This is a genomic window from Arthrobacter sp. UYEF36 (assembly GCF_040547025.1).
Taxonomy (GTDB): domain Bacteria; phylum Actinomycetota; class Actinomycetes; order Actinomycetales; family Micrococcaceae; genus Arthrobacter.
In genome coordinates, this window is the sequence record NZ_JBEPOX010000010.1 from 119,804 (window position 1) to 131,694 (window position 11,891).

Genomic DNA, 11,891 nt, shown 5'->3' on the forward strand with positions numbered 1-11,891 from the left:
ACAGGCTATTCACGGCCCTGGGACACCCACTGGGGGTCCGCGGAACGGGAGCCGACGACGGCGTCCGCAGCGGCGTCGAGAGTCTCGAGTTGCGCTGCGGTGAAGTGAAGCGTCAAAGCCAGGGCTCCCCAGTTTTCATCGATCCGGTCCGCCTTGCGGGTGCCGGGGATGGGCACGACGGGCAGCCCCAGCTTCCGGCCCTGCGCGAGCAGCCAGGCCAGAGCCACCTGGGCAGGAGTTGCAGCCTGCCCGGCGGCGGAAAGTTCAGCCGCGACGGACTGCACGGCCGCGACCACGCCCCGGTTGGCATCCAGCGCCGCCTCGGCGAAGCGCGGGATGTTGCGGCGGAAGTCGTTGCTGCCCAGCTTCGACGCGTCCACGGTGCCGGTGAGGAATCCCCGGCCCAGCGGCGAATAGGGCACAAACCCCACGCCGAGTTCGGCCGCGGCAGGAACAACGTTGCGTTCCACATCGCGGCTCCAGATGGACCACTCGCTCTGGACCGCGGCGATCGGGTGGACGCTGCTGGCTTCACGCAGCTCCTCGGCCGTCACCTCGGACAGGCCAAGATGCCGCACCTTGCCGGCCTGCACCAGCCCCGCCATGGCCTCCACGGTTTCCACTATCGGAACGCGGAGGTCACGGCGGTGCATGTAGTACAGGTCGATGGTGTCGGTGCCCAGCCGTTGCAGGCTGCGGTCCACGGCCTGCCGCACATACGCGGCGTCACCCCGGATGTCCGAGTAGCCGGTGGACGGGGTGCCCACCAGGCCAAACTTGGTGGCCAACTGAACCTCGCCGCGGCGTTCCGCCAGGAGCCGGGCGATGAGCTCCTCGTTGCTGCCCCCGCCGTAGATGTCCGCCGTGTCAAGGAAACTGGCCCCGGCATCCACCGCATGGTGCAGGGTCCGCAGGGCCTCGGCGGGGTCCACCTCCCCGTACACCGGGGTCAGGGCCATGCCGCCGAACCCCAGGGGACTGACCATCAAACCGTCGCCGAGCCGCACTGTCGCTGCCTTCACCGTGGTCTTCCTTTCGCTGTTTCTACGCCCAACCCCGGGGTGCGCGCGGCTATTCCGGCTGCGACGGAGGAATCTCCCCACCTTTGATTGTTGCGCGGCCAGTACGACGGCGCGGGCGCCGGGACACGCCGTCGCACTGCCTTAATCGTGGGGAGTTTCCGCGGGGGCAGGCGGCAGCGCCGGGGAAACCGCGGATTTTTCGGCCGGCAGCAGCTTCAGCCCGGCCGCGCAGCCCACGATCCCCGCGATGAACAGTAATTTCAGCGGACTGGCCGGTTCGACGCCGGTCGCCATCGCCCAGCCGACCGTCAGGGCCGCGCCGATCCCCACCCAGACGGCGTAGGCCGTGCCGAGCGGGATACTTTTCACGGCCAGGCCCAGCCCCGCCATGCTCAGTGCCGCGGTCAGCGCGAACACGAGGGTGGGCAGCGGCCGGGTGAAGCCGTCGGACATGCCCAGTGCCGTCGCCCAGACCGCCTCCAGCACCGCGGAGGCGAGCAGGACGACCCAGGCCAGGGTGGTGGCCGGTGGCTTGGTTGCCGGGTTCGGTGTGCGGTTCGCAGCCATGGTCACGCCACCAGCTTCAGGCCGGCCACGCAGGCGACGATCCCGCCGAGCAGCAGGATCCGCGCCGCCGTCGCGGGCTCCACCTTGGTAGCCATGGCGTAGGCGGAGGTCAGCACCACGCCGACGCCCACCCAGACGGCGTAGGCGGTGCCCGTCGGGATGGACTGCATGGCGATCGCGAGACCGCCGGTGCTGGCGAGCACGGAAACGAGGAAGACGGCGCCCGGTGCAATCCGGCGGCGGCCCGTGGCCTGCGCGGTCCGGTGCAGGGCCGCAGCCCAGACGGCTTCCAACGACCCCGAAAGTATGAGAATTAACCACGACATGGCAGCTCCTGTGGCCAGTCTTGTCGCGTGCCGGGTACTGAACCGTCGTCCGGAGACCCCTTAGACGAGGCCTTCCTTCCAGCCTAGCAACGCCCCCGCGGAGAGGCGAACCCCCGGCATCCCCGCCCGGCACAACCGGCGCACCGCCCGCGCCCATGGACTGCTCCGATATCGCCGTTTTGAGGGTTCATAAGGGCTGTTCTGGGGCACTCGATCGGGGTTTCGGCAGGGTCAGAGCGCCGTAGCTCCGCTCCAAATCTGGAACTTCCGGCCCACGGGATGGACGCTGCAGCCCTCCCTGGCGGCGGCGCGGTCTCCGGCGGCGATGTCCGGGGCGGCCGAGACGATGGCGCGGCCGTCAGGATTGACCAGGGTGGCCCGTTCGCCGATCCGGCGCAGCGCCCGCCGGCATGGCGCCGCGCTCCAGCCGCTGCACGGTGACGTCCACCCCCACAATGCCCACCACCGGACCGTCCGCGCGGCAGAAGACCGGATGCGTGAAGGTCAGGACATATTCGTCCGTGCACAGGAAGTCCACGTACGGCCCGGTCACGTGGGCTTGTCCGGTTTCCACCGGGATGCGGAACCACTCGGACTTGACGTAGCGGCTGATGGAGTTGGGGCTGAAGTTGGCGAGGGCGTCCACGTGCTCCAGCTCCTCGCCCTGCCACCAGGCGATGTAGCTGCGTTCGGGCCCCAGCAGCCCGGCGTTGGCGAGGAATCCTGCGCCGGCAACGTACCCGTCGGGAGTGCGCACCAGTTCCTCGACCACCGGCCGGATGAGCTTGTCCACGGCGGTGCCGGTGACCCTGCCGGAGAGCGCGGCCAGGGCGGCCCCCGTGTCCGCCGCCCACGCGGCAAGCCTGTCCTCGATCCCGGTGATGGCGGCGTCGAGTTCCCCGGCGTGCAGGGCGGTGGTGTCATGGGAGGCGGTTGTTTCAGCCATCGGGGTCTCTGCCTTAGCTCGAAGGAACCTGGGGTGGTCAGTAGCGTTTGGACTGTTCCGTCAGCAGCCAGTCCGTAGTGGCGGCTACCAGCGCTTTCACCGCGGCTTCCGCGGCGGGCGGCTGGTGGGCCTCGATGGCAGCCGCGGCCTCGTGGAGGAGGTTGGTGGTCGTCGCGCAGTAGTCGGAGTCCGAGCACGGCAGCAGTGTGAGGGTGCCCAGGTCGGCCTGCAGCCGGATCAGTTCCCGGGCCAGTCTGGCCGAGCGGGCGATGGCGGCCACCTCGAGCAGGAACTCGGAAAGCGCCAGCCGCCAGTGCAGCGGATCCTCCTCCGCCGTCGGGATGAAGGAACGCAGGGTAGCCAGGTCCGCGGCGTCGGAGCGGCGGGCCGCGACGCTGGCGCAGGCGGCGGCGATGGCCTGGTAGTGCAGGCCTAGGTCGCTGATCTGGAGCCGGGTCAGTTCCCGCAGCTGGTCCAGGGCGCGTTCCCGGGAGGGCAGGACGTCATCGGCGATGAAGCTTCCGCCGCTCCGGCCCCGGACCGTGCGGATGATGCCCGCGGTCCGCAGCTGGGACAGCGCCTCGCGGGCGGTCACCGCGGAGACGCCCAGGGCGGCGGCGAGCTCGGTTTCGTTGGGCAGCCGCTGGCCGCTGGTGAGCAGCCCGGTTTCCACCGCCTGTTCAATCCGGCCGCACACCTCGTCCACCAGGCCCCGGGACTTGATCGGCGTGAACACGGCCGCCAGGCTGCGGGAGGCCCCCTGCGGTGTCAGCAGCATCCGGGCCTCCCTGGCAGTTTCTGGCGTCGCGTCCCTGGCACCTGGCCCTGGCATCCTATAGCCGGCGCGCTGGGGGCCGCCGACGCCCGGTTGATGCCATCCTAATCCGGGCTTTCGTGGGGGTCTATACACAAAACCTATGGAGTAATAGTATTTGGCCCAGCAGCCTGTTGTGGCCTGGATCACACCCCGCTGTGTCGCATCTAAGACGATCCGGCAACGGAGTTAGGCGCACCCCATGACCGAAACCCTCGCCGCCGGAAGACAGGCGCAAACGGACGCGGTTCCGGCGATCCGCCTGCGGAAACTCACCAAAGTCTTCGGGGACACGGTCGCCGTCAACAACGTGGACCTGGACATCCGCCAGGGCGAATTTTTCTCCATGCTCGGACCCTCGGGATCCGGCAAAACCACCGTCCTGCGCCTGATCGCAGGCTTTGAACTGCCCACTTCCGGAAGCATCGAGCTCGAGGGCAGGGACGTCACCGGAATGGCGCCCTTCGAACGCGACCTGAACACCGTTTTCCAGGACTACGCCCTGTTCCCGCACATGTCCCTCGTCGACAACGTCGCCTACGGCCTGCGCGTGCGGGGCATACCCCGGAAGGAACGCCGCGAGCGGGCCCGCGAGGCTTTGGAACGGGTGCAACTGGGGAAATTCCTCGGACGCAAGCCCGCCCAGCTCTCCGGTGGCCAGCGCCAGCGGGTGGCCCTGGCCCGGGCGCTGGTGGTGCAGCCGAAGGTCCTGCTGCTGGATGAGCCGCTCGGCGCCCTGGACCTCAAACTCCGGCAACAGATGCAGGTGGAACTCAAGGAACTGCAGCGCTCCCTCGGCATCACCTTCATCTTCGTCACCCATGACCAGGAGGAGGCCCTGACCATGAGCGACCGGATCGGCGTCTTCAACAACGGGAGCCTGGAACAGATCGGCACGGCGCACGAGATCTACGAGCGCCCGGGCGGTGCGTTCGTGGCCAACTTCGTCGGCACATCCAATATCTTCGACGCCGCGCACGCCCAGAAACTCTACGGCCGGGCGGAGCAGGTCTGCATCCGGCCGGAACGGCTGCGCCTGTCCTGGACGGCGGCGCCGGAACCGCGCGCCGGCGTCACCTCCCGCCCCGGAACCGTCACCGCGCTCGTCTACGTGGGGCACGCCACCCAGGTGCACGTGCAGCTCGACGACGGTCCCGCCGTCGTCGTTCTCGCGCCGGAGACGCTGCCCGGCGGCGACGCGGAACTGCTGGACCGGCGCGTCACGGTGAGCTGGGACGACGCCGCCGCCGTCTGGCTGCCGCCCGGCGGCTCCTGACGCATCAGTGGTGCACCCACACGCGGAATCCGTTTCACCCCCACAACGAAAGGTAAGGATCATGGCATCAAGGAATAGGGCCTCCCTCGTGGTTGGGGTGGCCGCGGCGGCAGCGCTCGTATTGACGGGCTGCGGCACCACCGGCGGGGGATCGGCCACCCCGGCCCCGCAGCCGGTCAAGTCTGAAATCGGCCAGGGCGAAGGGCAGCTCTCCATCCTCGCCTGGCCGGGCTACGTCGAGGACGGCAGTAACGACCCCGCCGTAGACTGGGTGACGCCCTTCGAAAACCAGACCCAGTGCAAGGTGAGTTTCAAGCCCTTCGGTACCTCGGACGAAGCCGTGACCCTGATGCGCACCGGCCAGTACGACGTCGTCTCGGCCTCCGGTGACGCGTCCCTGCGGCTGATTGCCGGCAACAACGTGGAGCCCGTCAACATGGACCTGCTGAAGAACTACGCCGACGTGTACCCGTTCCTGAAGGACAAGGCCTGGAACACCGTGGACGGCAAGAACTATGGGATGCCCCACGGCTGGGGTGCCAATCTGCTGATGTACTCCGCGGATTCCGTCACCCCGGCACCCACCTCCTGGGGTGCCGTGTTCGACGACGCCGCGCAGCACAGCGGAAAGGTCACCGCCTACGACTCTCCGATCTACATCGCCGACGCCGCCGTGTACCTGATGGCGCACAAGCCGGAACTCGGGATCAAGAACCCCTACGCGCTGGACAAGGACCAGCTTGCGGCCGCCGTTGAACTGCTGAAAGAGCAGCGCAAGCACATCGGCGAGTACTGGAGCGACGTCGTCAAGGAGGTCCAGGCCTTCGCCAGCGGCAGCACGGTGGTCGGCACCACGTGGCAGGTCGGCGCCAACATCGCCGTGGCCAACGGGACGAACGTGAAGACCCTGCTCCCCGAAGAGGGCGCCACCGGCTGGTCGGACACCTGGATGATCAATTCCGAGTCCAAGAACAAGAATTGCGCCTACCTGTGGCTGGACTACATCGCCAGCCCCGAGGCCAACGCGGCGGTGGCGGAATACTTCGGCGAATCGCCTGCCAACCCGAAGGCCTGCGAGCTGACCAAGGACAAGGCACACTGCGAGACCTTCCACTCCGGTGATGAGGCCTACGCGGAGCGGATCTGGTACTGGACCACGCCGGTGGCCGAATGCCTGGACGGCCGCACGGACGTCAAGTGCACGGACTACTCGGAGTGGACGAAGGCCTGGACCGAGATCAAGGGCTGAGATGACGCTCCAGACGCAGCACCCGGTCCCCGGGGCGCCGCCGGCAGCGGCCCCCGTGCCCCGGCCCAAAGCCCATAAGTTCTCGGCGCTGCTTCACCGCACGCCGAAGCTTCGGCTGGCGGGACTGATTACCGCCCCCGCCGGCTGGCTGGTGCTCGTCTATATCGCCGCCCTGGCGGCGCTGCTGATCACCGCGTTCTGGACCGTGGACACCTTCACCGGCAAGGTGTCCACGGTCTGGACCACCGACAACCTGGTGACGGTTCTGACCGATCCGGTCTACCAGCGGATCACCCTCCGGACACTATGGATCGCCATCGCCGTGACCCTGATCGACCTGGTCCTGGCGCTGCCGATGGCGTTCTTCATCGCCAAAGTGGCAAGTCCGCGCTGGCAGAAGCTGCTGGTGGTGGCCGTGCTGATGCCGCTGTGGGCCAGCTATCTCGTCAAGGCCTACGCCTGGCGGAACGTGCTGGCCGACGGCGGGCTGCTGGAGTGGCTGGGGGCGCCGGTCCGGCTGGAGTCCCCGGGGTACGGCGAAACCGCCGTGATCCTGACTCTGGCCTACATCTGGCTGCCGTTCATGATCCTGCCGATCTACGCGGGCTTCGACCGGGTACCTGATTCGCTGCTGGAGGCCTCCGGGGACCTGGGCGCGAAACCGCTGACCACCATGCGCCTGGTCATGTTCCCCCTGCTGGTCCCCTCCATCATTGCCGGGACGATCTTTACGTTCTCACTCTCGCTGGGGGACTACATCACGGCCCAGATCGTCGGCGGCACCACCCAGATGCTCGGCACCGTGGTTTACGCGAACGTCGGGGCCGCGAACAACCTGCCCTTCGCCGCAGCGGTCTCGCTGGTCCCGATCGCGATCATCACGCTTTACCTCTTCATAGTCCGGCGCTCCGGCGCCCTCAACAGCCTGTGACCAGTGGCGGCATTTAGCCCGGAACAGCCGGCAGGAGCACCATGAGACTTTCCCGAAGCGCCAAAGTCATCCTCGGCGTCGTCACCGCGCTGGTGTTCCTCTTCATCTATCTGCCGCTGCTGCTGGTGGTGGTGAACTCCTTCAACGCGGACCGGACGTTCGGCTGGCCGCCGCGGGGGCTGACCCTGGAGTGGTGGGGGCGCGCCTTCGATTCCACCGGCGTCCGCGAGGCTGTGGTGTCCTCGCTCTGGGTGGCGGTGGTGTCGACCATCATTTCGCTGGTGCTGGGGACGCTGCTGGCGCTGGCCCTGCTGCGCTACAAGTTCTTCGGCCGGGACGTCATCAGCCTGCTCGTGATCCTGCCGATCGCGCTGCCCGGCATCGTGACCGGCATTGCCTTGAACAACATGTTCACCACCATTCTGGGTGTCTCGCTGAGCATGTGGACCGTCGTGATCGCCCACGCCACCTTCTGCATGGTGACCGTGTTCAACAACGTCATTGCGCGGCTGCGCCGGATGCACGGCGGCCTGGAGGAGGCGTCCGCCGATCTGGGCGCCGGCGTGTTCACCACGTTCCGGCTCGTCACGTTCCCGCAGCTCCGCTCCGCCCTGCTGGCCGGCGGCCTGCTGGCCTTCGCCTTGAGCTTCGACGAGATCATCGTGACCACTTTCACCATCGGCGCCGGGGACACCACCCTGCCGATCTGGATCCTGCAGAACCTCTTCCGGCCCAACCAGGCGCCGGTGGTCAACGTGGTGGCCGTCGTCCTGATCGTCGTCTCGATCGTGCCGATCTGGCTCGCGCAGCGCCTGTCCCAGGACTCGGTGGGGATCGGCGCCCCCCGGGTGAAGGTGACGGAGGGCTAATCCCCGACGCGGTCGATCGACACGACGGCCAGGAAGCCGCGGCCCAGGATCTCGGGGGTGCCGGTATCGGAACCGACGACGGCGTCATAGCGGGCGAGCGGGGTCGGCTCGGCGCCGGGTGTGCCGGGGGAGTCCGCAGCCGTTCCCGGGGCTGTCTCGCCGCCGGACGGCGTGCCCAGTTGGGTGCCGGCGGTGCCGGGCGTGACCGCGGCCTGGCCCTGCAGCAGGATCCCCAGCTGGCCCTCGAACACGGGATGCGCCCGCTTCTTGGAGAGTTCGATGATGGAGGTGTACCCCTTGAACACGCCGCGGCGGGTGATGACGTTCAGGTCGCGGATGTCGCCCGTAGGCAGCGCCCCGGCCGCGGCGGCGTCGCCGGAGAACCGGAACGGGCGGTACTTCTCGAGCGGATGCTCGGCGCCGTCGACGCTCAGCAGCAGCAGTTCACCCTCCAACACGGTGAGGACGCGGTCCATGCCGGGGAACGCGGAGAAGTCGCCCGCCTTGGACACCTCGGCGATGCTCACCCGCCAGTCCCAGCCGCCGGCCGTGCTGTCCTGCGTTGCGGCCGCCGTGGGATGGCTGGCCAGTTCGCGGGTCACCCCGCCGCCGTTGCGCCAGGGGTGGGCTTTCAGCTCGGCATAGCGGATGATCTCCATCCCTCCACCCTATCGGCGCGGGCGGACACGCGGCTCCCGGGGCCAGCGCCGAGGTGAGACTTCGCGCCCATGCTCCGGGCAAACATGGGCGCCAAATCTCACCTCGGCGGCCGTTGGGGCGGCGGACTGCCGAGGTCCTTGCTACCGTCGGAGGCAGAAACAAGGTAAACACAGCAAAAGGAGCGGAATGTTCGTCAAGGTATGCGGGCTCAGCACCCCCGAGTCGGTCCGGACCGCCGCGGAGGCCGGGGCGGACGCCGTCGGCTTCGTCCTGACCCGCAGCCCCCGCGAAGTGACGCCGGCGCAGGCACGGGAACTCCTGGCCCACGTCCCGGCCGGACTCCCCGCCGTCGGCGTCTTCCGGCACGAAGCCGCGGCGGACGCCGTCGCGCTGGCCCGCGCGGCCGGGCTGGGCTGGGTCCAGCTCCACGGCGACCGCACCCCGGCAGACGTGCGCACCGTGCACGACGCCGGACTCAAGCTCATCCGGGCCGTCACCATGGCCGCCGCACCCGAGGCGTTTGCGGACTGGGGTGAGGACCTGCTCCTGATCGACGCCGCCGTCCCCGGCTCCGGTGAAGCCTGGGACTACGCCTCGGTCCGCGCCAAGGGGCTGGCGGGGCGCAACTGGCTGCTGGCCGGCGGGCTCGATCCCGCCAACGTCGCCGGGGCCGCCTCGCAGGCAGGCGCCTGGGGCGTGGACGTCTCCTCCGGCGTCGAGTCCTCCCGGGGTGTGAAGGACCTGGCCAAGATCCGGGACTTCGTGGCGGCGGCAAAGTCCCTCGCGGCGAAACCCTGAACCCCGTGGCAGGAATGCCGCCGGACCCTGCCGTGTTAGCCCTTGCATGTTGCGCATCGGATTCCTGTCCTTCGGGCATTGGGGGCCCGGCGGGGGCTCCCGCACCCGGACAGCCCGCGACGCCCTGCTCCAGGGCATCGAACTGGCCGTCGCCGCCGAGGAACTGGGCGTCGACGGCGCGTACTTCCGCGTGCACCACTTCGCCCGGCAGCAGGCCTCCCCGTTCCCGCTGCTGGCCGCCGTCGCGGCCCGGACCAGCCGGATCGAAATGGGCACCGGCGTGATCGACATGCGCTACGAAAACCCCCTGTATATGGCCGAGGAGGCCGCCGCGACGGACCTGATCAGCGGCGGGCGGCTGCAGCTCGGGATCAGCCGCGGTTCACCCGAACCCGCCCGCGACGGCGCCGCCGCCTTCGGCCATGTGCCGGCGGCCGGCGAGACCGCCGCGGACATGGCCCGGCGGCACACCGCGGTCTTCCGCCGCGCCATTTCGGGCGCCGGGATGGCGGAGGCGGAGCCCCGGTACGCCGGCAGCGGCTCCGGGCTGCTGCCCGTGCAGCCGCATTCACCGGACCTCGGCGAGCGGATCTGGTGGGGCGCCGGCTCGCGTGCCACGGCCGTGTGGACCGCGGAACAGGGCATGAACCTGATGAGCTCCACGCTGCTCACCGAGGACACCGGTGTGCCCTTCGACCAGCTTCAGGCCGAACAGATCCGCATGTTCCGGCAGGCCTGGGCCGACGCCGGCCATCAGCACGAGCCCCGCGTCTCGGTCAGCCGCAGCGTCCTGCCGATCGTCGACGAGGAGGACCGCCGGTTCTTCGGTCTCAGCGCCCTGCGGGAAAAGCGCGACCAGGTCGGGAAGGCCGACGTCGTGGCCCGCTTCGGCCGGAGCTACGTCGGCGCCCCCGATGCCATTGCCGAGGAACTGGCCGCCGACGCCGCCGTGCGGGACGCCGACACCCTGCTGCTGACCGTCCCCAACCAGCTCGGCGTGGACTTCAACGCCAAGCTGCTGGGCACCGTGGTCCGGCACATCGCCCCGGCGATTGGCTGGGTGCCCAAGCCGCGGCTGTAGGGGCCGCTCGGGTTCCGCGGAAGGCTAGCCGGGCCGCGGCGCCGTGGCTAGCATGGCTCTTTGGGGGAGTACCCCGACTTCCCGGCGGGCCCGCCCGCCACCTGCGAAGGAGACCGTTGTGACCCTGCCCAAAGGTTTGACCCCCGGCGTCTGGACGCTGGACATGTCCCACAGCGAAGTTGGTTTCAGCGTCCGCCACGCCGGCATCAGCAAGGTCCGTGGCCGCTTCAACGAAGCCACGGCGGAGGCCCGGGTCGGCGACTCCCTCGCCGACTCCAGCCTGCATGCCAGCATTAAGACCGCCAGCTTCGACTCCGGCGACGCCAACCGCGACGCCCACGTCCGCGGCGCTGACTTCTTCGACGTCGAAAAGTACCCGGAGATGACCTTCCGCGCCACGGGGATCAGGGGCGACGGCGAGGACTATGTGCTGACCGGCGACCTCACCATCCGCGACGTCACCAAGCCGGTGGACCTGGAGGTTGAGTTCACCGGGATCGCGGTGGATCCGTTCGGCGCGACCCGCGCCGGGTTCAGCGCGGAGGCGGACATCAGCCGCAAGGAATTCGGCCTGACCTGGAACGCCGCGCTCGAGGCCGGCGGGCTGCTGGTCAGCGACAAGGTCAAGATCAGTGTCGAGGCGGCCATGGTGAAGCAGGAGCAGCCGGCAGGGCAGTCAAACGTTTAGAACAGCAGCAGGACGAAGCCGCCGAGCGTGGAAAGGATCCCCACCCCGGTGAGTATCCAGCCCAGGACCCAGGCCGCATTGTCCTGCTTTGCTGGGGTGAGCCCCCAGCGGGACGGATGGCAGACGTCATAGTAGAGGTCGACGTCGGACCCCACCACCAGGCCGTGCGACTCGGCCGCCGGAAGCAGCGACCGGTGGTCGGCGTCGTGGTGGTCCGTCCAGCTGTAACCTGTGAACCCGCCGGCGCTGATCACCTTGCCGGTGGTCCCGGCCCACTGGCAGTGGCGCCGTCGGGAAATCCAGCCCCACACCAGCAGCGGCAGGCCCAGGACGAAACCCACCCACGTCATGACTTCGAGAATGGGGCCCAGAAGGTCCCCGATGTTTGTCATCTGCGCACGTCTTGGGCGGGCGGCGTCAGCGCGTGATGCGCGAGCGGCGCAGGAAGAACAGGATGCCGGCGCCCACCAGGACCAGGAGGCCCACGTAGAGCAGGAACTGCACGGCTTCCACCACCACGCCGACGACCAGCAGGACGAGGGCAACGATCAGGGCAATCTTCAGGAGTGCAGGCATGCTCCCAGTATTGTGCCCTTTCCCGCGTTCGCAAAGCTGCCCGTCCGCCGCCCGCGTCACGGGACACATTTCAGGAAATGTTCAGGGT

General features: G+C 68.9%; 15 protein-coding genes and 1 riboswitch. Of the genes, 7 read left to right on the top strand and 8 right to left on the bottom strand.

The window, feature by feature from the left end:
- Nucleotides 1-5 precede the first annotated feature (5 nt).
- The 5 genes from ABIB29_RS15160 to ABIB29_RS15180 form a co-directional block, all read right to left on the bottom strand.
- A complete protein-coding gene (locus ABIB29_RS15160; protein ID WP_354173696.1) occupies nucleotides 6-986 on the bottom strand; it encodes an aldo/keto reductase in 981 nt (326 codons plus the stop codon).
- A gap of 177 nt (nucleotides 987-1,163) precedes the next feature.
- Nucleotides 1,164-1,589 carry a DMT family transporter gene (locus tag ABIB29_RS15165; protein WP_354173697.1) on the bottom strand — a complete coding sequence of 142 codons (426 nt, stop codon included), beginning with the start codon at nucleotides 1,587-1,589 and terminating at the stop codon, nucleotides 1,164-1,166.
- Nucleotides 1,590-1,591: 2 nt separating this feature from the next.
- Nucleotides 1,592-1,915, bottom strand: a complete 324-nt coding sequence (locus tag ABIB29_RS15170; protein WP_354173631.1) for a DMT family transporter — start codon at nucleotides 1,913-1,915, stop codon at nucleotides 1,592-1,594.
- Nucleotides 1,916-1,924: 9 nt separating this feature from the next.
- Nucleotides 1,925-1,991, bottom strand: a riboswitch (guanidine-III (ykkC-III) riboswitch).
- Between the two features lie 282 nt (nucleotides 1,992-2,273).
- Nucleotides 2,274-2,861 (bottom strand): cache domain-containing protein, encoded by a 588-nt coding sequence (locus ABIB29_RS15175; protein ID WP_354173632.1) that lies wholly within the window; start codon nucleotides 2,859-2,861, stop codon nucleotides 2,274-2,276.
- A gap of 37 nt (nucleotides 2,862-2,898) precedes the next feature.
- A complete protein-coding gene (locus ABIB29_RS15180; protein ID WP_354173633.1) occupies nucleotides 2,899-3,639 on the bottom strand; it encodes a FadR/GntR family transcriptional regulator in 741 nt (246 codons plus the stop codon).
- Between the two features lie 238 nt (nucleotides 3,640-3,877).
- Between ABIB29_RS15180 and ABIB29_RS15185 the strand changes: the two genes are divergently transcribed.
- The 4 genes from ABIB29_RS15185 (at nucleotide 3,878) to ABIB29_RS15200 (ending at nucleotide 8,000) form a co-directional block, all read left to right on the top strand.
- Nucleotides 3,878-4,951 carry an ABC transporter ATP-binding protein gene (locus tag ABIB29_RS15185; RefSeq protein ID WP_354173634.1) on the top strand — a complete coding sequence of 358 codons (1,074 nt, stop codon included), beginning with the start codon at nucleotides 3,878-3,880 and terminating at the stop codon, nucleotides 4,949-4,951.
- Nucleotides 4,952-5,012: 61 nt separating this feature from the next.
- Nucleotides 5,013-6,200: an ABC transporter substrate-binding protein gene (locus ABIB29_RS15190; RefSeq protein ID WP_354173635.1), complete on the top strand. Its 1,188-nt coding sequence runs from the start codon at nucleotides 5,013-5,015 to the stop codon at nucleotides 6,198-6,200.
- A gap of 1 nt (nucleotide 6,201) precedes the next feature.
- Nucleotides 6,202-7,131 carry an ABC transporter permease gene (locus ABIB29_RS15195; RefSeq protein ID WP_354173636.1) on the top strand — a complete coding sequence of 310 codons (930 nt, stop codon included), beginning with the start codon at nucleotides 6,202-6,204 and terminating at the stop codon, nucleotides 7,129-7,131.
- Nucleotides 7,132-7,172: 41 nt separating this feature from the next.
- Nucleotides 7,173-8,000, top strand: coding sequence for an ABC transporter permease (locus ABIB29_RS15200; RefSeq protein WP_354173637.1), 828 nt, complete (start codon nucleotides 7,173-7,175; stop codon nucleotides 7,998-8,000).
- On the opposite strand, the gene ABIB29_RS15205 is transcribed toward ABIB29_RS15200, so the two are convergent.
- On the bottom strand, nucleotides 7,997-8,659 hold the full coding sequence (locus tag ABIB29_RS15205; RefSeq protein ID WP_354173638.1) for a HutD/Ves family protein: 663 nt from the start codon (nucleotides 8,657-8,659) through the stop codon (nucleotides 7,997-7,999). The genes ABIB29_RS15200 and ABIB29_RS15205 overlap by 4 nt on opposite strands.
- Nucleotides 8,660-8,846: 187 nt before the next feature.
- On the opposite strand from ABIB29_RS15205, the gene ABIB29_RS15210 reads away from it, so the two are divergent.
- The 3 genes from ABIB29_RS15210 (at nucleotide 8,847) to ABIB29_RS15220 (ending at nucleotide 11,227) form a co-directional block, all read left to right on the top strand.
- Nucleotides 8,847-9,458, top strand: coding sequence for a phosphoribosylanthranilate isomerase (locus ABIB29_RS15210; RefSeq protein WP_354173639.1), 612 nt, complete (start codon nucleotides 8,847-8,849; stop codon nucleotides 9,456-9,458).
- Nucleotides 9,459-9,504: 46 nt separating this feature from the next.
- Nucleotides 9,505-10,539 carry an LLM class flavin-dependent oxidoreductase gene (locus ABIB29_RS15215; protein WP_354173640.1) on the top strand — a complete coding sequence of 345 codons (1,035 nt, stop codon included), beginning with the start codon at nucleotides 9,505-9,507 and terminating at the stop codon, nucleotides 10,537-10,539.
- A 118-nt stretch (nucleotides 10,540-10,657) separates the two neighbouring features.
- Complete coding sequence (locus ABIB29_RS15220) at nucleotides 10,658-11,227, top strand: YceI family protein (RefSeq protein WP_354173641.1); 570 nt, start codon at nucleotides 10,658-10,660, stop codon at nucleotides 11,225-11,227.
- On the opposite strand, the gene ABIB29_RS15225 is transcribed toward ABIB29_RS15220, so the two are convergent.
- Together ABIB29_RS15225 and ABIB29_RS15230 are read right to left on the bottom strand one after the other, a co-directional pair.
- Nucleotides 11,224-11,619, bottom strand: coding sequence for a hypothetical protein (locus ABIB29_RS15225; protein ID WP_354173642.1), 396 nt, complete (start codon nucleotides 11,617-11,619; stop codon nucleotides 11,224-11,226). The two genes, ABIB29_RS15220 and ABIB29_RS15225, sit on opposite strands and share 4 nt — an antisense overlap.
- Before the next feature lie 25 nt (nucleotides 11,620-11,644).
- Nucleotides 11,645-11,803 (bottom strand): LPXTG cell wall anchor domain-containing protein, encoded by a 159-nt coding sequence (locus ABIB29_RS15230; protein WP_354173643.1) that lies wholly within the window; start codon nucleotides 11,801-11,803, stop codon nucleotides 11,645-11,647.
- Nucleotides 11,804-11,891 lie beyond the last annotated feature (88 nt).

Bases quoted from the DNA above. Each gene is read 5' to 3' on its own strand.
- ABIB29_RS15160 (WP_354173696.1), bottom strand. From the start codon at position 986: ATGGTCAGTCCCCTGGGGTTCGGCGGCATGGCCCTGACCCCGGTGTAC.
- ABIB29_RS15165 (WP_354173697.1), bottom strand. From the start codon at position 1,589: ATGGCTGCGAACCGCACACCGAACCCGGCAACCAAGCCACCGGCCACC.
- ABIB29_RS15170 (WP_354173631.1), bottom strand. From the start codon at position 1,915: ATGTCGTGGTTAATTCTCATACTTTCGGGGTCGTTGGAAGCCGTCTGG.
- ABIB29_RS15175 (WP_354173632.1), bottom strand. From the start codon at position 2,861: ATGGCTGAAACAACCGCCTCCCATGACACCACCGCCCTGCACGCCGGG.
- ABIB29_RS15180 (WP_354173633.1), bottom strand. From the start codon at position 3,639: ATGCTGCTGACACCGCAGGGGGCCTCCCGCAGCCTGGCGGCCGTGTTC.
- ABIB29_RS15185 (WP_354173634.1), top strand. From the start codon at position 3,878: ATGACCGAAACCCTCGCCGCCGGAAGACAGGCGCAAACGGACGCGGTT.
- ABIB29_RS15190 (WP_354173635.1), top strand. From the start codon at position 5,013: ATGGCATCAAGGAATAGGGCCTCCCTCGTGGTTGGGGTGGCCGCGGCG.
- ABIB29_RS15195 (WP_354173636.1), top strand. From the start codon at position 6,202: ATGACGCTCCAGACGCAGCACCCGGTCCCCGGGGCGCCGCCGGCAGCG.
- ABIB29_RS15200 (WP_354173637.1), top strand. From the start codon at position 7,173: ATGAGACTTTCCCGAAGCGCCAAAGTCATCCTCGGCGTCGTCACCGCG.
- ABIB29_RS15205 (WP_354173638.1), bottom strand. From the start codon at position 8,659: ATGGAGATCATCCGCTATGCCGAGCTGAAAGCCCACCCCTGGCGCAAC.
- ABIB29_RS15210 (WP_354173639.1), top strand. From the start codon at position 8,847: ATGTTCGTCAAGGTATGCGGGCTCAGCACCCCCGAGTCGGTCCGGACC.
- ABIB29_RS15215 (WP_354173640.1), top strand. From the start codon at position 9,505: ATGTTGCGCATCGGATTCCTGTCCTTCGGGCATTGGGGGCCCGGCGGG.
- ABIB29_RS15225 (WP_354173642.1), bottom strand. From the start codon at position 11,619: ATGACAAACATCGGGGACCTTCTGGGCCCCATTCTCGAAGTCATGACG.
- ABIB29_RS15230 (WP_354173643.1), bottom strand. From the start codon at position 11,803: ATGCCTGCACTCCTGAAGATTGCCCTGATCGTTGCCCTCGTCCTGCTG.